The organism is Mycobacterium spongiae (genome assembly GCF_018278905.1).
Classification (GTDB): Bacteria; Actinomycetota; Actinomycetes; order Mycobacteriales; family Mycobacteriaceae; genus Mycobacterium; species Mycobacterium spongiae.
Map to the genome: position 1 here is coordinate 2,112,934 of NZ_CP046600.1, position 24,286 is coordinate 2,137,219.

Annotated in this window: 16 protein-coding genes and 1 pseudogene; 10 read left to right on the forward strand and 7 right to left on the reverse strand. The window is 66.7% G+C overall.

The window, feature by feature from the left end; genetic code table 11:
* Positions 1-34: 34 nt before the first annotated feature.
* The 4 genes from F6B93_RS08740 to gabT form a co-directional block, all read right to left on the reverse strand.
* Complete coding sequence (locus F6B93_RS08740; RefSeq protein WP_211698742.1) at positions 35-916, reverse strand: alpha/beta fold hydrolase; 882 nt, start codon at positions 914-916, stop codon at positions 35-37.
* 62 nt (positions 917-978) lie between these two features.
* Positions 979-1,413, reverse strand: a complete 435-nt coding sequence (locus F6B93_RS08745; RefSeq protein ID WP_211698743.1) for an SRPBCC family protein — start codon at positions 1,411-1,413, stop codon at positions 979-981.
* Between the two features lie 70 nt (positions 1,414-1,483).
* The gene (locus F6B93_RS08750) at positions 1,484-2,323 is read right to left on the reverse strand and encodes a helix-turn-helix domain-containing protein (RefSeq protein ID WP_211698744.1); all 840 of its coding nucleotides are present in this window, start codon (positions 2,321-2,323) and stop codon (positions 1,484-1,486) included.
* A gap of 29 nt (positions 2,324-2,352) precedes the next feature.
* The gene (gene gabT / locus F6B93_RS08755; protein ID WP_211698745.1) at positions 2,353-3,693 is read right to left on the reverse strand and encodes a 4-aminobutyrate--2-oxoglutarate transaminase; all 1,341 of its coding nucleotides are present in this window, start codon (positions 3,691-3,693) and stop codon (positions 2,353-2,355) included.
* Positions 3,694-3,911: 218 nt separating this feature from the next.
* Between gabT and yajC the strand changes: the two genes are divergently transcribed.
* The 6 genes from yajC to F6B93_RS08785 all read left to right on the forward strand — a co-directional run bounded on the left by yajC (position 3,912) and on the right by F6B93_RS08785 (position 12,516).
* Positions 3,912-4,283 (forward strand): preprotein translocase subunit YajC, encoded by a 372-nt coding sequence (gene yajC / locus F6B93_RS08760; RefSeq protein ID WP_246541041.1) that lies wholly within the window; start codon positions 3,912-3,914, stop codon positions 4,281-4,283.
* Positions 4,284-4,394: 111 nt separating this feature from the next.
* The gene (gene secD, locus F6B93_RS08765) at positions 4,395-6,227 is read left to right on the forward strand and encodes a protein translocase subunit SecD (RefSeq protein WP_211698746.1); all 1,833 of its coding nucleotides are present in this window, start codon (positions 4,395-4,397) and stop codon (positions 6,225-6,227) included.
* 4 nt (positions 6,228-6,231) lie between these two features.
* Positions 6,232-7,626, forward strand: coding sequence for a protein translocase subunit SecF (gene secF / locus F6B93_RS08770; protein WP_211698747.1), 1,395 nt, complete (start codon positions 6,232-6,234; stop codon positions 7,624-7,626).
* Positions 7,627-7,631: 5 nt separating this feature from the next.
* Entirely contained in the window at positions 7,632-9,335 is a 1,704-nt protein-coding gene (locus tag F6B93_RS08775; protein ID WP_211698748.1) for an ABC transporter substrate-binding protein, read from the forward strand.
* A complete protein-coding gene (locus F6B93_RS08780) occupies positions 9,335-9,877 on the forward strand; it encodes an adenine phosphoribosyltransferase (RefSeq protein ID WP_211698749.1) in 543 nt (180 codons plus the stop codon). Before F6B93_RS08775 ends, F6B93_RS08780 begins: the two co-directional genes overlap by 1 nt.
* A 278-nt stretch (positions 9,878-10,155) precedes the next feature.
* Positions 10,156-12,516, forward strand: a complete 2,361-nt coding sequence (locus F6B93_RS08785; protein ID WP_211698750.1) for a RelA/SpoT family protein — start codon at positions 10,156-10,158, stop codon at positions 12,514-12,516.
* A 9-nt stretch (positions 12,517-12,525) separates the two neighbouring features.
* On the opposite strand, the gene F6B93_RS08790 is transcribed toward F6B93_RS08785, so the two are convergent.
* On the reverse strand, positions 12,526-13,413 hold the full coding sequence (locus tag F6B93_RS08790) for a peptidylprolyl isomerase (protein ID WP_211698751.1): 888 nt from the start codon (positions 13,411-13,413) through the stop codon (positions 12,526-12,528).
* Positions 13,414-13,570: 157 nt separating this feature from the next.
* On the opposite strand from F6B93_RS08790, the gene F6B93_RS08795 reads away from it, so the two are divergent.
* The 3 genes from F6B93_RS08795 to F6B93_RS08805 all read left to right on the forward strand — a co-directional run bounded on the left by F6B93_RS08795 (position 13,571) and on the right by F6B93_RS08805 (position 17,010).
* Positions 13,571-14,245, forward strand: a complete 675-nt coding sequence (locus tag F6B93_RS08795; RefSeq protein ID WP_211698752.1) for an MBL fold metallo-hydrolase — start codon at positions 13,571-13,573, stop codon at positions 14,243-14,245.
* A complete protein-coding gene (gene hisS / locus F6B93_RS08800; protein WP_211698753.1) occupies positions 14,242-15,513 on the forward strand; it encodes a histidine--tRNA ligase in 1,272 nt (423 codons plus the stop codon). The genes F6B93_RS08795 and hisS overlap by 4 nt, the downstream gene beginning before the upstream one ends.
* A gap of 126 nt (positions 15,514-15,639) precedes the next feature.
* Entirely contained in the window at positions 15,640-17,010 is a 1,371-nt protein-coding gene (locus F6B93_RS08805; protein ID WP_211698754.1) for an HNH endonuclease signature motif containing protein, read from the forward strand.
* 3 nt (positions 17,011-17,013) lie between these two features.
* On the opposite strand, the gene F6B93_RS08810 is transcribed toward F6B93_RS08805, so the two are convergent.
* A complete protein-coding gene (locus F6B93_RS08810) occupies positions 17,014-17,904 on the reverse strand; it encodes a haloalkane dehalogenase (RefSeq protein WP_211698755.1) in 891 nt (296 codons plus the stop codon).
* A 1,222-nt stretch (positions 17,905-19,126) separates the two neighbouring features.
* Here F6B93_RS08810 and F6B93_RS08815 point away from each other — a divergent pair.
* Entirely contained in the window at positions 19,127-23,140 is a 4,014-nt protein-coding gene (locus F6B93_RS08815) for a PE family protein (protein WP_211698756.1), read from the forward strand.
* Positions 23,141-23,209: 69 nt separating this feature from the next.
* Here the strand turns inward: F6B93_RS08815 and F6B93_RS08820 are convergent.
* Positions 23,210-24,202 (reverse strand): annotated as a pseudogene (locus F6B93_RS08820) (integrase catalytic domain-containing protein); the annotation flags it as partial.
* Positions 24,203-24,286: the final 84 nt, after the last annotated feature.

Here is a 24,286-nt window from a genome sequence, read left to right on the forward strand (position 1 = left end):
TCGGTCATCGCGCCGATCGAGACGAGGCGTGCCCTCACAGCTCCGATCTGGCGGTGGCGAAGATCAAGTCCTGATGGGTGACCGGGAACAGGTGACCCTCGCCCGCAAGCTCGTGCAGCACGACGTTGGGCAGGTTGGCGGCAAGATGACGCCCGTAAGCGATGGGTACCTGCGTGTCGTCGGTGCCATGGAATACATGAACCCTGTTTCGGGTCTCTGCCAGGCGATAACCCCAGTCGCGGTAGTGGACAAGGGCGTCGGTCGTCGGACCGCGACTGCCCTGCCGAAAAGCCTCACGCTGGTCGCGGATCAATACGTCGACAAACTCCGGATCGGCGAGGATGGCGCGGTCGGCCGGGCACGCTGTCGAACGTAGCGATCGGATCAGGGCGTTAGGCATCCGCCGAGCGCTGTGCTTCATCATCCAGAAGAACGTCCGCACCAGGGGCGGCCACCATCCGGCAAGAGTCACCGCCATCCGATCAGCGGCAAAGCGCAGCATGCGGGCTGCGTCCGGCAGCTCGGCCCAGTTGGTGTAGCCGGCCAGACTCAGACAGCAGGTCAGGCGTTCGGAGAGAGCGTAGGCGCATACGGTGGCATGGGCACCGCCGCCAGACCAGCCGATCACCCCGAAACGCCGCAGTCCGAGGGCGTCGGCAAGATCCGACAGGTCTCGCGGGCAATCGAGCAACGTTCGGTCGCCAAGATATGTCGACTGCCCCATGCCGGGGCGGTCGATCGCGATGAGTCGCAATCCGTGCCGTGAGGCGGCGTCGTGGAACAGCGCCGCCTCCAGCCGCGATCCGGGCCCACCGTGCAGGTAGAAGACCGGGTCGCCGGCGGGATCACCCACCTCGGTGTAGGCGATCGTCCGCCCATCGGGCAAGCGCTCGTTCGAGGTGGAGAGGGCTGTCACGCCTGGACCCAACGCACCCGGTGATGGTAGCGCCGGGGGCGCGCCAACGCTTCAGGCGCGGGTCACCGTGCGCCGGCCTCGGCCACGAGCTTGAGCCGTGCGAGCTGACAGCGGTCAGCGCGGCGCATCGCGAGCCGCAGCACCGGCGACAACGCTGCCCACACCGGCCCCTGGGTTCGGCACGTTGCCCGCAGACCCACTCTGGTGGTGTGGTCATCGATGTGGCGCAGCTCGTAGTGGTAGTCGGCGGTGACACCACCCTGCGTGGAGCGTAGGACAAGCGAACGGCCCGGGTGGAGGCTGGCGATGACCGCCTCTCGGTCTCGGCCACGGGCGCGGAAGCCAATCACGGTGCCGGCCGCGGTGTCACCGTGGGCTCGCATCCACTCGATGCCGGGCATCCACAGATGGGCGTTGTCCCAGTCGGTCAGCGCGGCCCAGACTTCGTCGGGCGCGGCCGCGATGGTCTCGTGGATAGATAGCGCGGGTCGGCTCAATGGCGGCTCCTTTGGTCTCGCCGAGTATGAGTGCCCGCAGACCCTGCACGATTGGACGAATTTGACGTGCCTAGCGTTCTGGGACAAAACCAGCGGTGTCGGCATCGTCGGGCGGTAAGTGATTCCGCTGGGCGGCAAGGTATGCCGACGGCGTCACGCCGGTGTGCCGCTTGAAGTCGCGGATGAGATGCGACTGGTCGAACCATCCCAATTCGGCGGCGAGGTCGGTCCAGGGAACTCGCCGGTGGCTGTTGATGCCGTCCAAGAGCCGACGCATCCGCAACAGCCGAGCCAGCGATCGCGGACTCAGCCCTACGACCCGCGTGAATCCGCGGTCGAGATGCCCATGCGACAAGCCCACTGCCTCGGCAACCTGCGCGATTGGCCGACTCGGGTCGGCGGAGATGAGTGCGACCGCGGACTCCCACCGCTCGAGCTCGCTGTCCTGGCTATCAAGGCCAACGGCGTCAGCGAGATGCCGTTCAACGACGTCGAGTTTGCCCTCCGGTTCGGTTCGGGCGGCGATCGCTGTCCGCAGCGATCGCGCCGGTGGCCACGTGCCTTCCAGGTCGACGACGCGGCCGCGAATTTCCGCGGGACGAATCCCGAACACGGCTTCGCAGCCAATGGGTGTCGTGACGATGCCAACCGCGTGCGTTTCGCCAGTCGGCTCATTGACCACCGGTCGGTCATGCGGCCCAACCAACAACCCCCGCTCGGCCACCAGCGCCTCGCCAGCGCCGTTGTCCGGCACCTGGATGATCGGATCGCCCAACACCATGACCGCCACGGTCGACCCGGTGGGCGCGATCTTTTCGCGCGTGTAGGGCACCGTCCCCCGCGCGCACCACAGTGACGCAACCACACGGCTCAGCGGTGGATCCGGCGTCCTCTTCCGGAACTCGAACACCGGCCGATCCGGCTCTTGCTACACGTCTGCTACACGTCGCCGAAGGACTCGCACACGATGTCGAGCCCTTCGATCAGCAGTTCGTCGCTGATGGTCAGGGGCGGCAGTAGTCGGATGATGTTGCCGAACATGCCGCACGCCAAGACGATGACGCCGGCGGCGTGGGCCGCTTTGGAAAGTTTCCCCGCCAATTGTGCGTCAGGCTCGGTGGTTCCGGACTTCACTAGTTCCACGGCGATCATGGCGCCCCGGCCACGCACGTCGCCGATCCGATCGTCGCTGGCCTGCAGGCGCAGCAGTCGGTCCATAATCAGACGTTCCATCTGCTGGGCTCGCTCGATAAGGCCATCGGCCTCAATCGTCTCGATAGTGGCCAGGGCTGCCGCGCAGGCGATCGGGTTGCCGCCGTACGTCCCGCCTAGGCCGCTGACGTGAGGGGCGTCCATGACCTCGGCGCGGCCGGTCACTGCTGACAGCGGTAATCCGTCAGCGATGCCCTTCGCAGTGCAGATCAGGTCGGGCTCGATGCCGTCGTGCTCGCAGGCGAACATCGCTCCGGTGCGTGCAAACCCCGTTTGCACTTCGTCGGCGACGAACACCACGTCGTTCTTGCGGCACCAATCCAGAAGCGTGGCCAGGAACCCGTCGGCCGGCACAATGAAACCGCCTTCACCCTGGATGGGCTCGATGATGACGGCCGCCAGGTTTTTTGCGCCGACTTGCTGATCGATGACGCGCAGCGCTCGAGCGCCGGCCAATTCACCGTCAGTGGCCATCTCCTTGTCCAGCAGCCCGTCTCGGTAGGGATACGACAGCGGTGCCCGGTAGATCTCCGGAGCGAACGGGCCGAAGCCGCTCTTGTACGGCATCGACTTGGCCGTGAGCGCCATCGTCATGTTGGTCCGGCCATGGTAGGCATGGTCGAACGCGACCACGGCGGGCTTGCCGGTGTAGGAGCGGGCTATTTTGACCGCATTCTCGACTGCCTCGGCCCCGGAGTTGAACAGCACCGAGCGCTTCTCGCCCGACCCTGGGGTGATCCGATTGAGCTCTTCGGCAACGGCGACGTATCCCTCGTACGGCGTCACCATGAAGCAGGTGTGAGTGAGTTCGGCTACCTGCGCACGCACCGCGTCGACGACGCGGGGAGCCGCATTGCCGATCGTTGTGACGGCGATGCCCGAACCCAGGTCTATCAGCCGGTTGCCGTCGACGTCCTCGACGATGCCGCCGCCGGCGCGGGCCGCGAACACCGGCATCGTGACCCCGACCCCGTGCGACACTGCCGCGACGCGGCGTTGAGTCAATGCCAGCGACGCCGGACCAGGAATGTCTGTGACCAGGTGGCGACTCTGCTCGAGGCTGGCCACGGAACCTCCTGAATAACTCGTGCCGGTCGCGTCGCTGATAAAGCCTATCCGCTAGCCGCGCTCGGGCGGTGCGCGGAGGGCGACCCATTGAGGGCGACCTACGGCCTGCCAGACTGGATGGGCACACTGGACTGTTAGTTGAGGTGCACGACCACGGGTCGGCTTGGCACCGGCCGGCGACTGCTCCGGCAATACCGATAGGAAAGACAGGCGCGCTGATGGAGAGTTTGGTTTTGTTTCTGCCGTTCCTGCTCATCATGGGTGGGTTCATGTACTTCGCGTCGCGCCGCCAGCGGCGCGCCATGCAAGCCACAATTGACCTGCACGAATCCTTGCAGCCTGGTGAGCGCGTGCACACCACTTCCGGTCTGCAAGCCACCATCGTCGCCATCGCCGACGACACTGTCGACCTCGAGATCGCGCCCGGCGTCGTGACCACGTGGATGAAGCTGGCGGTACGCGACCGGATCGTGCCGGACTTCGATGAAGACGACACCGATACACACGAAGTCGACGGCTCCGACGGCTCCGACGGCTTTGTCTTTCTGGACGGCACCGACGACGAGAGCCGGGTGGCCAAGGATTCCTGACCAGGCATGGGCACACCCGGGGGCTACGAGCGGCTAGCCAGGGTCGTGTCCGACTGCGGCACGTAGGCTCTGTCGGGGTACAGAAGCGATTCTCAAGGAGATACAAGCAACGTGGCATCGTCTTCGGCGCCGGTGCGTCCTGCCCGCTACCTGTCGGTGTTCCTGGTCATGCTCATCGGCGCCTACTTGCTGGTCTTTCTCACCGGGGACAAGCGAGCCGCTCCCAAGCTGGGCATCGATCTGCAGGGCGGCACCCGGGTCACCTTGACCGCACGTACTCCGGACGGTTCGGCCCCGAGCCGGGAGGCGCTCTCCCAGGCGCAACAGATCATTAGCGCGCGGGTCAACGGGCTTGGAGTCTCGGGCTCCGAGGTCGTCGTCGACGGCGACAACCTGGTCATCACGGTGCCCGGAAACGATGGCAATGAGGCACGCAACCTGGGGCAGACGGCACGACTGTATATCCGGCCGGTGCTCAACTCGATGCCTGCGCAGGCTGCTCCGCCCGAGCAACCACAGCCCGCGCCCCAGCCGCCGGCCGGTGCGCCCCCGGGTGCACCTGGGGGCGCTCCCGCGGGGGCGCCCAGCGCCGAATCGCCGCCGCCCGGCCCACCCCCGATGCCGACGCAACCACGAATCCAACCCGGCGCGCAGCCCCGGCCCTACCCGCAGGATCCCGCCCCGAGTCCCACAACGCAGCCAAGCCCTCCTCCTAGCTCACCGTCAGCCGGCCCGGCGGCTCCGGCGCCCGCCACTGGGGCGCCGCAACCAGCCGAAGCGCCGCCGGCTGAACAACCCTCCGCCCCGGATCCACGCAAGGCGCTGGCCGAGCGTATTGCGCAGGAGAAGAAGTGGCGGCAGAGCACCAACCAATACATTCAGATGGTTGGTCTGCAATTCGAGGCCACCCGCTGCGACGAAGACGACATTCTGGCCGGCAACGATGACCCCACGCTGCCGCTGGTGACCTGCTCGACCGACCACAAGACGGCCTACGTGCTAGCACCGTCGATCATCAGCGGAGACCAGATCCAAAACGCCACGTCGGGCATGGACCAGCGCGGTATCGGATACGTGGTCGATCTGCAGTTCAAGGGCCCGGCGGCGGACATCTGGGCGGATTACACCGCCGCCCACATCGGCACCCAAACCGCCTTCACGCTGGACTCGCAGGTCGTCAGCGCACCGCAAATCCAGGAAGCCATCCCGGGCGGCCGGACTCAGATCAGCGGCGGAGATCCGCCATTCACCGCCTCGACCGCGCGCCAGCTGGCCAACGTGCTGAAGTACGGTTCGTTGCCGTTGTCCTTTGAATCGTCGGAAGCCCAAACAGTTTCGGCGACTTTGGGGCTGGCGTCGTTGCGGGCGGGTTTGATCGCGGGTGCCATCGGCCTGGTGCTGGTGCTGGTGTATTCGCTGTTGTATTACCGGGTACTCGGGTTGCTCACCGCGCTGTCGCTGATCGCCTCTGGCTCAATGGTTTTCGCGATCCTGGTGCTGCTCGGTCGATATATCAACTACACCCTGGATCTGGCGGGTATCGCCGGTCTGATCATCGGCATCGGGACTACCGCCGATTCATTCGTGGTGTTCTTCGAACGCATCAAAGATGAGATTCGCGAAGGCCGTTCATTCCGGTCGGCGGTGCCGCGCGGCTGGTCGCGGGCACGCAAGACGATCGTGTCGGGCAATGCCGTGACCTTTCTGGCCGCTGCCGTGCTGTACTTCCTGGCCATCGGTCAGGTGAAGGGATTCGCCTTCACCCTGGGTCTTACCACCATCCTGGATGTTGTGGTGGTCTTCCTGGTGACCTGGCCGCTCGTTTATGTGGCGTCCAAGTCCTCGAGGCTGGCGAAGCCGGCCTACAACGGCTTGGGAGCTGTCCAGCAGGTCGCGCGAGAACGCCGGGCACAAGCGAGCGGCGCCAAGACGGGACGGGGATAACACGATGGCGTCCAAAGCCTCCAAAGCCAAGGCCGGTGTCGGGTCCGACAAGACGGGCAAATCCGACAAGAAATACCCGAAGTCACAAGCGGTCGAGCTCACCAGGAGCGACGCGGAGCGAACCGATAGGACCAGCGAGGTGCCGCGCCACAGCTTCTTGTCCCGGCTCTATACGGGCACGGGCGCGTTCGAAGTAGTGGGGCGCCGCAAGATGTGGTTTTCGATCAGCGGTGCGATCGTTGCCATTGCCATCGTCAGCATCGTTTTTCGCGGATTCACTTTCGGGATCGACTTCAAAGGCGGCACCACGGTGTCTTTTCCACGCGGCAACACTGAGGTCGCGCAGGTGGAAGACGTTTTCGCGAGAACCCTCGGCGACGATCCGCAATCGGTCGTGATCGTCGGCAGCGGCGCCTCGGCGACTGTGCAGATTCGATCGGAAACGCTGACCAATGACCAGACGGCGAAGCTGCGCGACGCATTGTTCAATGCTTTCCAGCCCAAGGGAACCGATGGAAAGCCCGCCAAGGCGGCCATCAGCGACTCGGCCGTATCGGAAACCTGGGGCGGTCAGATCACCAAGAAGGCAGTGATCGCACTTGTGGTGTTTCTGGTCCTGGTCGCCCTGTACATCACCGTGCGCTACGAGCGCTACATGACCATGTCGGCGATCGCGGCCATGTTCTTCGACCTGACCGTGACCGCCGGGGTGTACTCGCTGGTCGGCTTCGAGGTCACCCCCGCCACCGTTATCGGCCTGCTGACCATCCTCGGTTTCTCGCTCTACGACACCGTCATCGTGTTCGACAAGGTCGAGGAGAATACCCACGGCTTTCAGCACACCACTAGGCGCACCTTCGCCGAGCAAGCCAACTTGGCCATCAACCAGACGTTCATGCGATCGATCAACACCAGCCTGATCGGGGTGTTGCCGGTGCTGGCGCTGATGGTCGTGGCGGTGTGGCTGCTCGGCGTGGGCACGCTGAAGGACCTCGCGTTGGTGCTGCTGATCGGGATCATCGTGGGTACCTACTCGTCGATCTTCTTCGCCACGCCCCTGCTGGTTACCCTGCGGGAACGTACGGAGCTCGTGCGCAACCACACGCGCAAGGTCCTGAAACGGCGCAGTCCGGTCTCCTCGGCCCGGGCAGAGGACGCCAATAAGGACGCCTCCGTGCCCCGTGAAGCGATGGAAACGCCAGAAGCGACGGAAGCGACGGAAACGACGCAAACCAGCGGGGACAAGCCATCGGACGAGAGTGCATCGGCCAGCACCGGACGAAAGGCCAAGGCCCCTGGCACAACGGCGGCATCGAACAAGCCGGCGCCGGGAGCGCGGCCCGTGCGTCCCTCAGGGACTCGGCGTCCGACGGGCAAGCGAAACGCGGGTCGGCGGTAGTCACTATGGCCACCTGGCGCCGACGCACTGGGGCCAACGTCAGCTTGCGGACAGCGTTGTGGTGCAACGTTATCGGTATGGCAGCGGCGGCAACGATGACCGCATGCTCGGGTACCGCCGCCGCATCGATCGACTACGTCGTCGACGGCGCGTTGGTGACCTACAACACCAACACCGTCATTGGTGCCGCATCGGCCGGAGCGCAGGCGTTCGCCCGGACTCTCACCGGATTCGGGTATCACGGACCCGACGGGCAGGTGGTCGCCGACCGCGATTTCGGAAGCATCTCGGTGGTGGGCGGTTCCCCCTTAGTGCTCGACTATGAGATCGAGGACAAGGCCGTCTACTCCGACGGTGCGCCGGTGACGTGCGACGACTTGGTGCTGGCCTGGGCGGCTCAGTCCGGACGCTTTCCGGGCTTCGACGCCGCCACCCAGGCCGGCTATGTCGACATCGCCAATATCGATTGCAAGTCGGGCCAGAAGAAGGCCCGGGTGTCTTTTAAACGCGACCGCGGCGTCGTCGACTTCATGCAGTTGTTCGCCGCGACCTCGATGATGCCCTCGCATGTCATAGCCGAGCAGCTGAACGTCGATGTCACCGCCGCGCTTCTGAACGACAAGCGCCCGACCAGGGATCCGAATAACGATGTGGTGGAACAGATTGCGCGACTGTGGAATACCACCTGGGATCTCAAGCCCGGCCTCAAACGGGACGAGGTCGCGAAACGTTTCCCGTCGTCGGGGCCATACAAGATCGAGTCCGTTCTCGACGGTGGTGCGGTGGTGCTTGTCGCGAATGACCGGTGGTGGGGCACCAAGGCGATCACCAAACGGGTCACGGTGTGGCAGCAGGGGCCCGAGATCCAGGACCGGCTCAACGACCGCAACGTCGATGTGATCGACGTTGCCACCGGATCGTCTGGGTCGCTGGTTACTCCTGACAACTATCAGCGCAGCGATTCACCCTCGGCCGGGATCGAGCAACTGATCTTCGCGCCGGCGGGTCCGCTCGCGGACGTACGTGCCCGGCGCGCGCTCGCATTGTGTACGCCGCGGGACACCATCGCCCGCGACGCCGGAGTGGCTATCGCCAACTCGCGGCTCAGCCCCGCGACCGAGGATGCTGTCGCCGAGGCGGAGAGCGCTGCCGAGGCGCGCCGGTTTGATCGGTCGGATCCGGCGGCGGCTGGCGATGAGTTGGGGGGCTCGCCGCTGACGGTGCGAATGGGCTACCGGGCGCCCAATGCGCGGTTGGCGGCGACGGTCGGGGCGATTGCGGCGGCGTGCGCGCCGGCCCGCATTACGGTTTCGGGTGTGACTCTGGATACCTCGGGGCCGCAGGCGCTCCGGGACGGACGGATCGATGTCTTGGTGGCCAGTACCGGCGGCGCCACCGGCAGCGGATCGACCGGATCGTCCGCGATGGACGCTTATGACTTGCACAGCGGCAATGGAAACAATCTCTCGGGCTACTCGAACCCTCAGGTCGACGGCCTCATCAGCGCGCTGGCAGTCAATGCCGACCCCGCCGAGCGCGTCAGATTGCTTGCGGAGGGTGCGCCGGTGCTGTGGGGCGAGATGCCGACCTTGCCGCTATACCGGCAGCAGCGGACGTTGTTGATGTCGAAGAAAATGTATGCCGTCAGTAGGAACCCAACGCGCTGGGGCGCGGGCTGGAATATGGACCGATGGGCGTTAATACAGTGATGACTGTCGGAGGAGGCGGTACTCCCGTCGGTGACGTTGTCGCTTCGCTGACCCGCAACGTCGCCGATTTCCCCAAACCGGGTGTGGGGTTCAAGGATCTCACCCCGCTGTTCGCTGACGGCGAAGCGATGACCGCGGTGGTCGACGCGCTTGCTGACGTGGTGTCCGGCGCTGACTTGGTTGCTGGGGTGGAATCCAGGGGGTCGCTGGTAGGGGCGGCCATCGCGGCGCGGCTCGGTACCGGCCTACTGTTTATCCGTAAGTCGGGCAAGCTCCCGCCACCGGTGCTGAGCGAGGACTATCGCACGGAGTACGGCGCCGCCACCATGGAGATTCCCGCCGAGGGCATCGAGCTGCGGGGTCGCAACGTGGTGATCATCGACGATGTGTTGGCGACCGGCGGCACGCTGCGAGCGGCGAACCTGTTGCTTCAACGCGCCGGCGCCAACGTCACCGGTGCTGCGGTGGTCGTGGAGCTGTCGGGCCTGGGTGGCCGGGATGCGATCGCGCCGTTGCCGGTCCACAGTCTCAGCCGAACCTAGCCTAGCCCGCGAGCCCGATCGTTCGCGCGGGCCGGAATGGCCCCAAAAAGTGCGTGGTGGGGGCGGGGCAACTGGACTTCCCCGCGCGACGATGCGGGCCGGAATGGCCCGAGGAGGAGCGGGGCAACTGGACTTCCCCGCGCGACGATGCGGGCCGGAATGGCCCGAGGAGGAGCGGGGCAAATGGACTTCCCCGCGCGACGATGCGGGCCGGAATGGCCCGAGGAGGAGCGGGGCAAATGGACTACGGATTATCCTCTAGGTCGGAGGTGACTACCGTGGCGGAAGATCAGGGCGCAACACAGACCACTCCGCCGCCCACGGAGCCGCTACCAGCCGCCGAGACACCCGAGCAGCCGGTAGAGACCCTGAAGACGACGAGCAGTGCGTCGCGCCGGGTGCGTGCGCGTTTGGCCCGCCGGATGACAGCGCAGCGCAGTGCTATCAATCCGGTGCTCGAGCCGTTGGTAGCGGTGCACCGTGAGATCTATCCCAAGGCAAACCTCTCGATGCTGCAGCGAGCGTACGAGGTCGCCGACCAACGCCATGCCGACCAGTTGCGGTATTCCGGTGATCCCTACATCACCCACCCGCTGGCGGTTGCCAACATCCTCGCCGAGCTGGGCATGGACACCACGACCTTGGTGGCCGCGTTGCTGCATGACACAGTCGAGGACACCGGCTACACGCTGGAGGCGTTGTCCGAGGAATTCGGCGAGGAAGTCGGCCATCTCGTCGACGGGGTGACCAAGCTGGATCGGGTGGTGCTCGGCAGCGCCGCCGAGGGCGAGACGATCCGCAAGATGATTACCGCAATGGCCCGTGACCCGCGGGTGTTGGTGATCAAAGTGGCTGATCGGCTGCACAACATGCGCACGATGCGCTTCCTGCCACCGGAGAAACAAGCCCGCAAGGCCCGCGAGACGTTGGAAGTTATTGCACCCTTGGCGCATCGGCTGGGCATGGCGAGCGTCAAATGGGAGCTGGAGGACTTGTCCTTCGCGATCTTGCACCCCAAGAAGTACGAGGAGATTGTCCGACTGGTCGCCGGCCGCGCGCCGTCTCGGGATACCTACCTGGCGAAGGTGCGTACGGAGATCGTCAACACGCTTGGTGCGTCGAAGATCAAAGCAACGGTGGAGGGCCGCCCCAAGCATTACTGGTCGATCTACCAGAAGATGATCGCCAAAGGCCGCGACTTCGACGACATCCACGACCTGGTCGGCATTCGCATCCTGTGTGACGAGATCCGTGACTGCTATGCGGCCGTCGGCGTGGTGCATTCGCTGTGGCAGCCGATGGCGGGACGGTTCAAGGACTACATCGCCCAGCCGAGATACGGTGTCTACCAGTCGCTGCACACCACCGTAGTCGGCCCAGAGGGCAATCCGCTGGAAGTGCAGATCCGTACTCGCGATATGCATCGCACCGCCGAGTACGGTATCGCGGCGCACTGGCGTTACAAAGAGGCCAAGGGTCGCAACGGCGTTCCCCATCCGCACTCGGCTGCCGAGATCGACGACATGGCCTGGATGCGCCAGCTGCTTGACTGGCAGCGAGAGGCCGCCGACCCGGGAGAATTCCTCGAGTCGCTGCGCTACGACCTTGCGGTGAAAGAGATTTTCGTGTTCACGCCGAAGGGCGATGTGATCACGTTGCCGACCGGATCGACGCCGGTGGACTTCGCCTACGCGGTGCACACCGAGGTTGGGCATCGGTGCATCGGTGCCCGGGTCAATGGGCGGTTGGTAGCGCTGGAGCGCAAACTGGAAAACGGGGAAGTCGTAGAGGTTTTCACGTCCAAGGCATCCAATGCTGGGCCGTCTCGGGACTGGCAGCAGTTTGTGGTGTCGCCCCGCGCCAAGACCAAGATCCGACAGTGGTTCGCCAAAGAGCGGCGCGAGGAGGCCTTGGAGGCCGGTAAGGACGCGATGGCCCGCGAGGTCCGTCGTGGTGGACTTCCGTTGCAGCGCTTGGTGAATGGCGAATCGATGGCGGCGGTGGCCCGTGAGCTGCACTACGTCGATGTCTCGGCGCTCTACACCGCGATCGGTGAGGGACACGTATCGGCCCGACACGTCATGCAGCGGTTGCTTGCCGAGCTCGGCGGGATCGACCAGGCCGAGGAGGAACTCGCTGAGCGTTCCACACCAGCGACCATGCCGAGGCGCCCGCGCAGCACCGACGATGTCGGTGTCTCGGTTCCCGGGGCGCCGGGTGTGCTCACCAAGCTCGCCAAGTGCTGCACCCCGGTGCCCGGGGACCAAATCATGGGCTTTGTCACTCGCGGCGGCGGGGTGAGCGTGCACCGCACAGATTGCACCAACGCAACATCGCTGCGGCAGCAGCCGGAGCGCATCATCGAAGTGCTGTGGGCGCCGTCGCCGTCGTCGCTGTTTCTGGTGGCGATCCAGGTCGAGGCCCTCGACCGGCATCGGCTGTTGTCGGATATCACGCGCGCGCTAGCCGACGAGAAGGTGAACATTTTGTCCGCGTCGGTCACCACGTCGGGTGACCGGGTCGCGGTCAGCCGGTTCACCTTCGAGATGGGTGATCCCAAGCACCTGGGCCATCTGCTCAATGTCGTGCGGAACGTCGAAGGCGTCTACGACGTCTATCGGGTGACGTCGGCTGCTTAGGGCCGTCGCCTAGTCCAGCAGCACGGACTGAATGGTCACCCCGAGGGCGGGCTTGCCGTCTTCACCGCCGCCGGCAACCCCGGCCTCGGCGATCTTGTCCAGTGTGGCCAGCCCGTCGTCCTGGATCGTGCCGAACACCGTGTATTCAGGCGGCAGCTGCGAATCGCGGTAAACCAGGAAGAACTGGCTGCTATTGGTGTCAGGCCCGGCGTTGGCCATAGCCAAAGTCCCGCGCGGATAGACAACGGGCTGGCGCAAACCGGGGTCGCCCGGGGGATATTGGTCGGTGGGGTACTCGTTGGCGAACTGGTAGCCCGGCCCACCCGTGCCGTCGCCTTTCGGGTCGCCGCACTGCAGCACCGACAGCGTCGGGGAGGTGGTCAACCGGTGGCACGTGGTGTCCTTGAAGAAGCCCTGCTGGGCGAGGCTGACGAAGCTGTTGACGGTGCACGGCGACTCGCTGTTGGCCAGCATGAGGCCGATGGGTCCCTGGTTAGTCATCATGCTGACGCTCACCTGCGCCGGGTCGGTAGGGACCTTGCCCGTCCGGGGCGGCTTGACCGGCTTGACGGCCTTGTCTGGCGAGGCCGGATATTGACAGTTGGCGCCCAAGTTGGCCGACGGCGTGAACGGTGGCAGCGGTGCGACCGTCGCGTCCTGCGGCGGTGGTGTGGTCGCCTCGGCTGCGCTGCTGGTGGTCGCCGCCGCGGTGCTGCTCTCGTCGCCGCCCGTGTTCTTGATCACCGCGATCGTCACAGCCGCGATCACCGCCACTGCCGCGACGGCGCCGCCGCCGATGAGCAGGATCCGGCGCCGCCGGGCGTGCTTGGCGCGGCGCTCCAGTTGCCGCTCGAGTTTGCGCTTGGCTGATGCGCGTCGCTGTTGGTTGGTCGGCACGGCCGATATCCCTCCCTGTTGTCCGCTGCGTCGGACCGAGATGCCAGCCCAGGCTAATGTGGGCGCCGCGCATGGTGTCAAGTGCCCCATGTCCGGCGGCGGGCTGAGATTCGGCCCGTATCGTCGCCGGGGCGCAGCAGATGGGAAACTGGGAGTCGTGTTGATCACCGGATTTCCCGCCGGGTGGCTGGCGTGTAACTGCTATGTGCTCGCCGAGCGGCCTGGGGCTGACGCTGTCATCGTGGACCCGGGCCAGCGTGCGATGGGCCCCGTGCGACGCATCCTCGACAAGAACCGGTTGACCCCGGCGGCGGTGCTGCTCACCCACGGGCACGTCGACCACATATGGTCTGCGCAGAAGGTGTCCGACGCGTTCGGTTGCCCCACGTACATCCATCCGGAGGATCGGTTCATGCTGACCGACCCGATTAACGGGTTCGGGCCCCGGGTGGCACAGCTGATGGCCGGAGCATTCTTTCGGGAGCCGAAACAGGTCGTCGAGCTGGACCGCGATGGCGACAAGATCGACCTGGGCCCTATTTCGGTCATCGTCGATCACACACCCGGGCACACCCGCGGATCGGTGGTGTTCCGGGTCCTTCAGGCAACGAAGAACGGCCACGACGTCGTATTCAGTGGCGACACGCTGTTCGAGCGTGCGATCGGCCGCAGTGACCTTGTTGGTGGCAGCGGACGTGACCTGCTGCGTTCGATCGTCGATAAGTTGTTGGTGCTCGACGACAAGACGGTCGTGCTTCCGGGACACGGCAATTCCACCACCATCGGCGCCGAACGGCGTTGCAATCCGTTCATCGAAGGCCTGAGCCCGTGACCGAATTCTCGGCTTTCTCGGCACCCAAAGGGGTACCGGACTACATCCCGCCCGACTCGGCGCAGTTCGTCGCCGTCCGCGCTGGTCTGCTCACAGCCGCCCGGCGTGCCGGATACGGTGACATCGAGCTGCCGATCTTCGAGGACACGGCGCTGTTCGCCCGCGGCGTGGGTGAGTCCACCGACGTGGTCTCCAAGGAAATGTATACGTTCGCCGATCGTGGTGATCGATCCGTGACGCTGCGGCCCGAGGGCACCGCCGGGGTGGTGCGCGCGGTGATCGAGCACGGTCTCGACCGGGGCGCCCTGCCGGTGAAGCTGTGTTATGCAGGTCCGTTTTTTCGCTATGAGCGTCCGCAGGCCGGTCGCTATCGTCAACTGCAGCAGGTCGGGGTGGAGGCTATCGGCGTCGACGACCCAGCGCTCGACGCCGAGGTCATCGCCATCGCCGATGCCGGCTTCCGCTCGCTCGGACTCGACGGCTTCCGGCTGGAGATCACGTCCCTCGGCGATGAAAGCTGCCGCCCGCAATACCGAGAACTTCTGCAGGATTTCCTGTTTGGGTTAGATCTCGATGAGGAGACCCGCAGACGCGCCGAGCTCAACCCGCTGCGGGTGCTCGACGACAAGCGCCCCCATATGCGCGCCATGATGGCCGAGGCGCCGGTGCTCCTCGATCATCTGTCCGATGGCGCCAAGCAGCACTTCGACACCGTGCTGGCACATCTGGATGCGCTTGCGGTGCCCTATGTCATCAATGCGCGCATGGTGCGCGGCTTGGACTACTACACCAAGACCACCTTCGAGTTCGTCCACGACGGGCTGGGCGCACAGTCCGGAATCGGTGGCGGCGGCCGGTACGACGGGCTGATGCAGCGGTTGGGCGGACGCGACCTCTCTGGCATCGGGTTTGGGCTCGGGGTGGACCGAACCCTGCTGGCGCTGCGCGCCGAGGCCAAGAGCGTGGGGGAGACCACCCGCTGCGACGTATTCGGAGTGCCCGGCAGCGATGCGGCCAAGCTTCGGCTGGCGGTGCTGGCCAACGAGCTCCGAGCGAGTGGTGTGCGGGTTGACATGGCGTATGGGGGCCGCGGACTCAAGGGCGCGATGCGTGCGGCTGACCGTTCGGGTGCCCGGCTGGCGCTGGTCGCGGGTGATCGCGACATCGAAGCCGGCACGATCGGCGTCAAGGACTTGGCGACGGGCACGCAGGTCTCGGTCTCGGTGGATTCGGTTGTGATCGAAGTGCTTTCGCGGTTGGGCGGGTAATCCGAGCCAACTGGTGCGCCTGGGCAGTACCCATGCCCAAGGACAAGCGAAACCACTTGTGTCACTGCGGTTTCAGGGGCTGCGACACACGGATTCTTGTCGGTGCCCCGCTGTAGAGTTTCGAACATGTTGGCGAGTAGTCGTGAAGAGATCGCCGAGGTCCTCGACGCGCTCGACGCTGACCTGGATCGCCTCTGCGAGTTGTCGTTTGCTGCGCTGACCACCCCGGAAAGGTTGCGCATCATGGAGCGCCTAGAACGGGTGGCGCGCCGGCTACCGGTTACTGGGCACACGTTGATCAACCAGATCGCCGAGCAGGCCAGCCCGGCCGAGCTGGGAGACACGCTGCCCCGGGCGTTGGCCGACCGGCTCCACATCACCCGCAGCCAAGCCAGCCGCCGGGTGGCCGAGGCCGCCGATCTGGGACAGCGCCGCGCCCTGACTGGCCAACCGCTGCCGCCGCTCTTGACTGCCACGGCCCAAGCCCAGCGCCGCGGTCTCATCGACGCCGGCCACGTGGCGGTCATCCGCGGATTTCTGGGTCGGCTCCCCAACGCGGTGGACGGCGGCACCCGCGAGCATGCCGAGGCGCACCTCGCCGAGCTGGCCACCGGGTTTCGTCCCGATGAGCTCGCCAAGCTGGCCCAGCGGCTCATGGACTACCTCCACCCGGACGGCGACTACACCGACGAGGACCGAGCCCGCCGGCGCGGGCTCACGTTGGGCAGCCAAGACATCGACGGCATGTCGAAGCTGGCCGGCTGGCTGACACCCCAAGCCCGGGCCACCCTCGAGGCGGTGCTAGCCAAACTGGCCGCTCCCGGGATGTGCAATCCCGACGACAACGCGCCGTTGGTCGACGAAACGGCCGGCAGCGACGCGATCAGGCGCGATACCCGCAGCGCCGCTCAACGCAACCATGACGGGCTCAACGCCGCCCTGCGCGGGCTGTTGGCCTCCGGTGATCTGGGCAAGCACAATGGGCTACCCGCGAGCATCATCGTGTCCACGACGCTGCGAGAACTAGAATCCGGAACCGGTAAGGCACTCACCGGTGGGGGCAGCCTGCTACCCATGACAGACGTCATCCGCCTGGCCCGTCAGGCGCATCATTACCTGGCGATTTTCGACAAAGGCCAAGCCGTCGGGCTGTACCACACGAAACGCCTTGCCTCGCCCGGGCAGCGGATCGTGCTCTACGCCAAGGATCGTGGTTGCTCGTCACCGGGATGCGACGTGCCCGGCTACCTCTGCGAAGTGCACCATGTCGATGAGTACTCCAGCTGTGGACAAAGCCACATCGGCAACCTGGCGTTCGCCTGCGGCCCGCATCACCGGCTTATCAAACCCGGCGGCTGGACCACCAGAAAACGCGCCAACGGCGACACCGAGTGGATCCCGCCGCCCCACGTGGATCGCGGCCAACCACGAGTCAACAGGTTCCACCACCCCGAAAAGCTGTTGCGCGCGGGCCACGGTGATGACGCTGGTCCGTGACGATCAGGAGCGTAGCCGTCGGACGAATTCGGCTACGGCTGCGCCGATTTCGTGCGGGCTGTCCTCCTGAATGAAATGCGAACCGGAAACCGTGACTTCGGTCAAATTCGGCCAAGTTCGGGCATAGTCTCGGGCGCGGCCGGTAAGGATCGCGCCCGGCTCGGCATTCACGAACAACTTCGGCACATCGCTTTCTTCGAGCCAGCTGCGGTACTCGTTGACTACTGCGACCACGTCAGCCGGCTCCCCGTCGATGGGGATATTCCGTGGCCACGACAAGGTCGGCCGTCGGTCTTCGCCGGCGTTGACGTACGGCTTGCGGTAGTGGTTCATCTCTTCGTCCGACAGCTTGCGGCGGATCGCTCCGGGCAAGACGCCTTCGACAAAGATGTTCTGGTCCAACACCATCTGCTCGCCCTCAGGGGACCGGAACCCCTGGAACACGGGCCGCACGGGAGGAGGCCAATCGTCCCACGTCACCGGCATGACGATGCTTTCCATGAATGCGATTCCCTGGACCCGATCGCGATGCTGATTGGCCCAATCGAAGCCCAACCCTGATCCCCAGTCGTGTAAGACCAACACCACGCGGTCGCCAAGCTCGAGCGCATCCCACAGGGCGAAGAGGTAATCGCGGTGTTCGGCGTAGTGATAGCGGTCCGGGCCGGAGCCGCTGAGTTTGTCCGAGGCACCCATCCCGATCAGATCGCACGCGACCAGGCGCCCCAGTCCTTCCAGGTGCGGCATGACGTTGCGCCACAGATACGACGATGTCGGATTGCCATGCTGGAAGACGATGGCGTCGCCGTCGCCTTCGTCGATGTAGGCCATTCGCGCGCCGGCGATCTCGTGGTACTTCAGTTGCCCGTAAGGCTCGATAGCGATTGTTGTCATTCCGCGGCCTCTCCTTGGTGTTGGTATTCGAGTGCGGACCCAGGCCTGACCCTAGGCTGACCCTATGCGTTGCCTCACGTCAAGATGCGCGCGAAGGCGGTTTCGTTGCCTCATGTGATTGTGCGCGCCTGGGGATTCGGGCCCGGGTGGCGGGCTGGGACTTGCTGGTGGTCGTGTTGTGAAGCTGTGCGGTCGGGGCTTGGATCTGGCGCTGGCTGGCTGCGGAGTTGATCAGAGCGTGGGTTCGGGCGAGAGTGGCTATGCGGTCGACGGGAGCGTCGGGGTGATCGATGGCGCGGCGGAATGGGGTGGCCGTGGTGTCGTATTTCTTGGTCACCTTGGTGCCGTCACGGACCTTGGATATCAGCTTCTGCTGGGGTCTTCGATCCCTCGCTCGACGCCGCTCTGTTGGCCGACACGTGCGTGCACATGCTGCTCGACCCGCTGGGTGGGCTGCCCGGCTTTACAGCCGACCTGGTGAACGCAATCGCGCCGCGCTCCACGTCGGATGTCTGATCCGGAGCCCACGATGGCTAGAGACGTCTGATCTGCTGGTCGTTTCTGCTAGGCGGGGCCGCCTGGCATTGCCGAGCAAAGGGTTTTTCGGGCTGCGGCGTGTTGGACCTCGGCGAGTCCAGTACTGTCGGAAACTTTCGTTCACGCCGTGTCGTCGAGTGCGGCACCCCGCGCGCCGGCCGCAGGTGCCGGCGTCGGCGTGAGCGCCGGAATCGGTGCGGTCGGTCATCGCGGCCGGACCGATGAACGCATCCTGGTCATGGTCGGGCATATCTGTCCGACAAGGCTCGGATCGATCGTACTAGCCCGAGGGTGTGACCGTGTGTAGCTGAGCGCCTCACGGGTCAGCGCCGGGCGCGCACTAGCTTTGCCGCGGTCGGATCTTGGGCGCTGGCTTGTTAGACCCGTGCCTCGGCGCGGCGGTCAGTGTCTCGCTATTAGCAAACATCTGTACGAGCAACTTGGTCCGGGTAACGCTGCGTATGGTTGTTTGCCAGAAAGCGATTTCAAAACTTCAGTGCGATGTTAACGTTCGCGATATACTCGGGTGGACGCCTCTTGAGGCGCGTAGAGGGACCAGATTAGCAAAGCAAAACGGTTCGGCGGACCACAGATCAGCTTCGCTTATGACTTCGTCCCCACCGCCTACATCGACGGCGCCGCCGGCTATTGCGGGGTTGTGGACAGAGAATGCGAGGTTTGCCAGATGCCTTATATGTTCGTCACACTTGAGGTGTTGGCCGCGGCGGCCGCTGATGTGCAGGGTATCGGCTCGGCGCTGAGCGCGGCGAATGCGGCCGCGGCGGCACCCACGGCCGGTGTGCTGGCCGCCGCTCGTGATGAGGTGTCGGCGGCCATTGCGGAGCTGTTTTCTGGGCATGGCCGCGATTATCAGGTGCTTAGCGCCGAGATGGCGGGGTTTCATCAGCGGTTCGTGCAGACGCTGACCGGTGCTGGCGGGGCGTATGCGGCCGCTGAGGCGCTCAACGCGTCGGCGCAAAGCATCGAGCAAGACGTGCTCGGGGTGATCAACGCACCTACCGAGGCGCTGTTCGGGCGCCCACTGATTGGTGATGGGGCGGCTGGGGCGCCGGGGCAAAACGGTGGGGCTGGTGGGTTGTTGTATGGCAATGGTGGGGCTGGCGGTGCGGGCGATGCGCCCAATCCCAATGGCGGTCGTGGTGGGGATGCCGGGCTGATTGGTAATGGCGGGGTTGGCGGTGCTGGTTTTGGTGCGGGTAGCGGTGTGGGTGGGGCCGGGGGGAATGGCGGGTGGCTGTTCGGTAACGGTGGGGCTGGTGGTATCGGGGGCATCGGTGCCGCTGGTGGTAACGGCGGCGACGCCGGACTGCTGTCACCGTTCGGTACTGGCGGCAACGGTGGGGCCGGTGGTACCGGCGCGGCTGGCGCGGCTGGTGCTGTGCCTGGTGATCCTGGCGCCGATGGTGGTAGCGGCCTTCCCGGAAAGGCCGGCGGGACAGGGTCGCCCGGCGCTGCTGGTGGTACTGGCGGTGTGGGCGGTAACGGGGGTAGCGGGGGATGGCTGACTGGCACTGGGGGTGCCGGGGGCGCCGGTGGGGTCGGAGGGGTTGGCGGTGTGGGCGCGGTTGGTGGTAGTGGCGGTGCCGGCGGTGTCGGTGTTGCCAATGCTGCGGGAGTCGGTGGTGTTGGTGGGGTCGGTGGGGGTGGTGGTACCGGCGGCGCTGGTGGTGAAGGGGGGGGTGGCGGCAAGGGTGGAGTTGGTGGTGCGGGTGGACTGTTCGGGGCGGCCGGGCTCGCCGGTGACGGTGGGGAGGGCGGCCTCGGCGGTCTTGGCGGGGCCGCAGGTGACGGCGGGTCCGGTGGTGGTGGCGGGACCGGACTGGCCGGCGGTACGGGCGGCGCTGGTGGGGCCGGTGGTGCCCCAGGCGCGGGCGGGACCGGTGGTCAAGGCGGCGCTTCGGGCGGCGTCGGCGGCAGCGAGGGTGTGTCCGGTGGGGGCGGCGCCATCCCAACCAGCGGCGGTAACGGCGGGGCTGGCGGTGACGGTGGGGATGCTACCGGCACCGACGTTGCCGGTGTGGGTCTTGCCGGCGGGGTCGGCGGGGCCGGCGGTAACGGTGGGTTGGTCGGCAATGGTGGTGCTGGTGGTGCGGGTGGTGCTGGTGCGGCTGGCGCGGAGGGTGCCAACGCTGGCGCCTCGGGTGACAGTGGCGGTATGGGTGGTACCGGCGGGGTTGGCGGAGCCGGCGGTGCGGGTGGGACAGGAGGAGCCGATGCCGGTGACGGCGGCCGGGGCGGGGTCGGAGGTACGGGGGGGATTGGTGGCGCGGGAGGTCAGGGCGCCAGCGGTGCCAATGGCGACGCTCCCGGTGTGGCCGGCGACAACGGCGGCAACGGCGGCAACGGCGGTGTCGGAGGCGTCGGCGGGGCCGGTGGGGCCGGTGGGGTCTCGCAGGCCGTCGGGTTCCAGGCTGGCAGTCTAGGCGCTGGCGGGGCCGGCGGTGACGGCGGGACCGGCGGGAGCCCCGGCAATGGCGGTCACGGTGCCCTGGGCCCCACAGGCACCGCGAGTGTTACGGCTGGTGTGGGTGGGGCTGGTGGTAGTGGCGGTAACGCCGGTGCGGGCGGCGTTGGTGGGGACGGCGGCACCGGCTCGACCACGGGCTCATCCGGTGCAGCGGGTGTCAGCGGCAGTACTGGCGGGGCCGGCGGTAAGGGCGGCACCGGCGGCACCGGCGCCGCGTCGGGCATCGGGATTCACGGCGGCGACGGCGGGGCCGGCGGCCAGGGCGGCGACGGCTTGGTCGGCGGCGACGGCGGTGGCGGCGGCGCGGGGGGTGTGGCGTTGGCCGATGGCGGTAGCGGCGGTATCGGCGGGGCCGGCGGGGCCGGCGGCGCGGGCAGCAGCTACGGCGCAGGCGGTGACGGCGGCGATGGCGGCGGGGGCGGTCTCGCGGTGGGCACCGCAGGTAATGGCGGTGGCGGCGGCGCGGGCGGCGGCGGCGGGGTCGGCACCCTCGGCGGTAATGGTGGCGCCGGCGGCCTCGGTGGGACCGGCGGGCTGTCTGGCGACGGCGGTGCCGGCGGTGAAGGGGGCGGCGGTGGTGACGGCGGCGCAGGTGGAGACGGCGGAGCGGGCGGCTCAGGCGGGGCCGGTGGGCTGTTCGGGGGCACCGGCGGCGGTAGCGGCGGAGCGGGCGGCGGCGGCGGAGTCGGCGGTGACGGTGGCTTGGCCGGCTTCGGCGGCACGGGTGACGGCGGCGACGGCGGTATCGGCGGTGAGGGTGGGATTGGCTCCGGAGGGACCTCGGCCGCCACCAACAGTGGTGCGTCCGGTATGGCCGGCGGCGACGGCGGGTCCGGCGGTGCTGGCGGAGCCGGCGGCAAAGGCGGAGACAACGGCGGCAACGGCGGTGCCGGTGGTGATGGCGGCAACGGCGGTGCAGCCGGGGACGGAGGCGACGGCGCCCGAACCTTTGTCAGCAGCGCCACCGGCGGTGCGGGCGGCGCCGGCGGTGCAGCTGGGGACGGAGGCGAGGGCGGGGCCGGCGGCCACGCTCCCAACGGTGACGGCGGTAAGGGCGGTGCCGGCGGTGACGCCGGCGCCGCCGGCGACGGTGGCAACGGAGACGAAGGCGGACTCAACGATACCGCCGGCTCCGGCTCCGGCCCCGGCGACGGCGGGGCCGGCGGTGCTGGCGGCACTGGTGGCACCGGCGGCACGGGTGGGGCCGGCGGCGACGCCGGCGCCCTAGGCACTGGCGGTAGCGGCGGTGACGGTGGCAACGCCAGCGACCCGGGTCGCGGTGGTGACGGCGGTGACGGCGGTACCAACGGTAGTTCCGGAACTGGGCTCACCGCCGGTACGGGCGGTGCCGGCGGGACCGGCGGTAATGCCGGCGCCAGCGCCGCTGGGGGGGCCGGCGGCACCGGCTCCATCGCGGGCGCATCCGGCACAGCCGGCACCACCGTCGCGGGCGGGGCCGGCGGTAATGGCGGCTTCGGCGGTGTGGACCACGGTGCTGGCTTCGCTGGTGTCGGCGGCAGTGGCGGCAATGGCGGCACTGGCACCGATAGCGATGGTGGCACTGGCGGCGACGGCGGCCTGGGTGGCATTGCCTTCGGAACCCCTGGTAAGGGCGGTGTTGGCGGTAATGGCGGCAACAGCACCAACGGTGATGGTGGCACCGGCGGCAGGGGCGGCCCCGGCGGTTTGGACATCACAGGCAGCGTTGCCGGCGCCAACGGTGGTGATGGCGGCAGCGGGGGTAACAGCACCAACGGTAAAGGCGGCACGGGCGGTATCGGCGGCGGCGGCGGCACCGCCACTAACGGACTCAACGGCGGCACCGGCGGCACCGGCGGTACAGGCGGCACTGGGGTCAACGGTGGTGATGGTGGCGTTGGCGGCACCGGCGGTGGCGGGGCCTCCGGTGCTGGCGGCACTGGTGGCGATGGCGGCAAGGGCGGCGCCGGTGGTGTTGGCGGTGGTGGTACGACGGGCAGCGGCGGCGACGGCGGGGCGGGCGGCGTCGGCGGCCAGGGCGGCACCGGCTCACTCGGCGGCAGCGGCGGCACCGGCGGTACCGGCGGCACCGGTGGCCCCGGCGACACCAGCGGTGTTGTTGCGCCCGGCGGCGCTGGCGACGCCGGCAAGGCCGGCAGCCCCCCCACTAACAGGACCGGCGGCGGCGGCGGTCCCGGCGGCGATGGCGGCAATGGCGGCCAGCCGCTGTGACGGTGCTCGTGTGGTGCGGCAGCGACGGCCCGGGAGCTGTTGCGCTAACCCGGCGTCGAGGCCCGTGGTGTCGTATTTCTTGGTCACCTTGGTGCCGTCACGGACGTTGGATATCAGCTTCTGCTGGGGGTAGAAGTAGTTGGTCAACTGTGACCGAAGGTGCCAAATCTCGTTGAGTAACAACAGCTCTGCAGCAGTATCGTGGCGGTAATAGCCAACCACAGTGCGGACCACTGCCCAGTTTTTCTGCTCGACATGGCAGCCGTCGTTCTTATTGGTCGGCCGTGCCCGGGTGAAGGTGATCTTGCGGTTTCTGCACCAGATGAACAGATAGGCGTTGATGAACTCAGCTCCGTTGTCCGAGTCCACCCCCCCGGATCGGGAACGGCATCTTCTTCGCGATGCTTTCCGAGGCGCCTAGCACACATTTGGCCTCTTTGCCGGGCGCCGAGCGGTTCCGGTCCAGCCAGTGGCGACGTCAGTGACCGTGAGGGTGAACGCAAACGGACCGATGGTGTTTCCGCCGTCGTGGGAGACCAGATCGATCTCAACAAAGCCCGGCACAACGTCGTCCCTGTCTGCCCAGGTGCGAACCGGGATCTGACTTCTCAGCAGCGACCCGGCTTGGTGGCGCAACGCCCCTTGATCTGCCGTTTGGCTCGCTCACCTGTTAGGCGACGATCAATGGTGGCCGCCGACACGACACCAACAGTGCTGCAGTGTCATCATCGATGGTCAGTTCACCAAAGTGTCGTAAACTGCCACCAGTTTGTTCAGCATCGGCGCCAGCCTCTTGCCAGCCGGCATCCCTAGCACTGTCCAGCACACCGTGAGCGCAGCAATGACATCCGGACCGTACTTGGGTGGACGCGGACTTTGTCGGGGCGCGACCACCTTGGGCTGCAACGTCGCCTTCAGGGCCTTGCGGGCATGGCTACGGTGCCAACCTGTGTTAGCGCATAGCTCGCCCAACATCCTGCTTTTGAATCGCTTATCAGCGACCACGTAGCGGATCGTGGTCATCTCGGTCACCGCCCTGCGCTCAGCCAACGTCAATCCCATCGCCGAGGCCTAGCCACACCCCACTGAGACCTCACGTAGGCATGCCGCACGCGCGCATTTTCAATGAGGCAACGAATAGCCGCT

What these genes read in the sequence shown, in the direction of transcription:
- F6B93_RS08815 (WP_211698756.1), top strand. Translation starts at nt 19,127, where the DNA reads ATGCCTTATATGTTCGTCACACTTGAGGTGTTGGCCGCGGCGGCCGCT.
- F6B93_RS08780 (WP_211698749.1), top strand. Translation starts at nt 9,335, where the DNA reads ATGACTGTCGGAGGAGGCGGTACTCCCGTCGGTGACGTTGTCGCTTCG.
- secF (WP_211698747.1), top strand. Translation starts at nt 6,232, where the DNA reads ATGGCGTCCAAAGCCTCCAAAGCCAAGGCCGGTGTCGGGTCCGACAAG.
- yajC (WP_246541041.1), top strand. Translation starts at nt 3,912, where the DNA reads ATGGAGAGTTTGGTTTTGTTTCTGCCGTTCCTGCTCATCATGGGTGGG.
- F6B93_RS08805 (WP_211698754.1), top strand. Translation starts at nt 15,640, where the DNA reads ATGTTGGCGAGTAGTCGTGAAGAGATCGCCGAGGTCCTCGACGCGCTC.
- F6B93_RS08775 (WP_211698748.1), top strand. Translation starts at nt 7,632, where the DNA reads ATGGCCACCTGGCGCCGACGCACTGGGGCCAACGTCAGCTTGCGGACA.
- F6B93_RS08810 (WP_211698755.1), bottom strand. Translation starts at nt 17,904, where the DNA reads ATGACAACAATCGCTATCGAGCCTTACGGGCAACTGAAGTACCACGAG.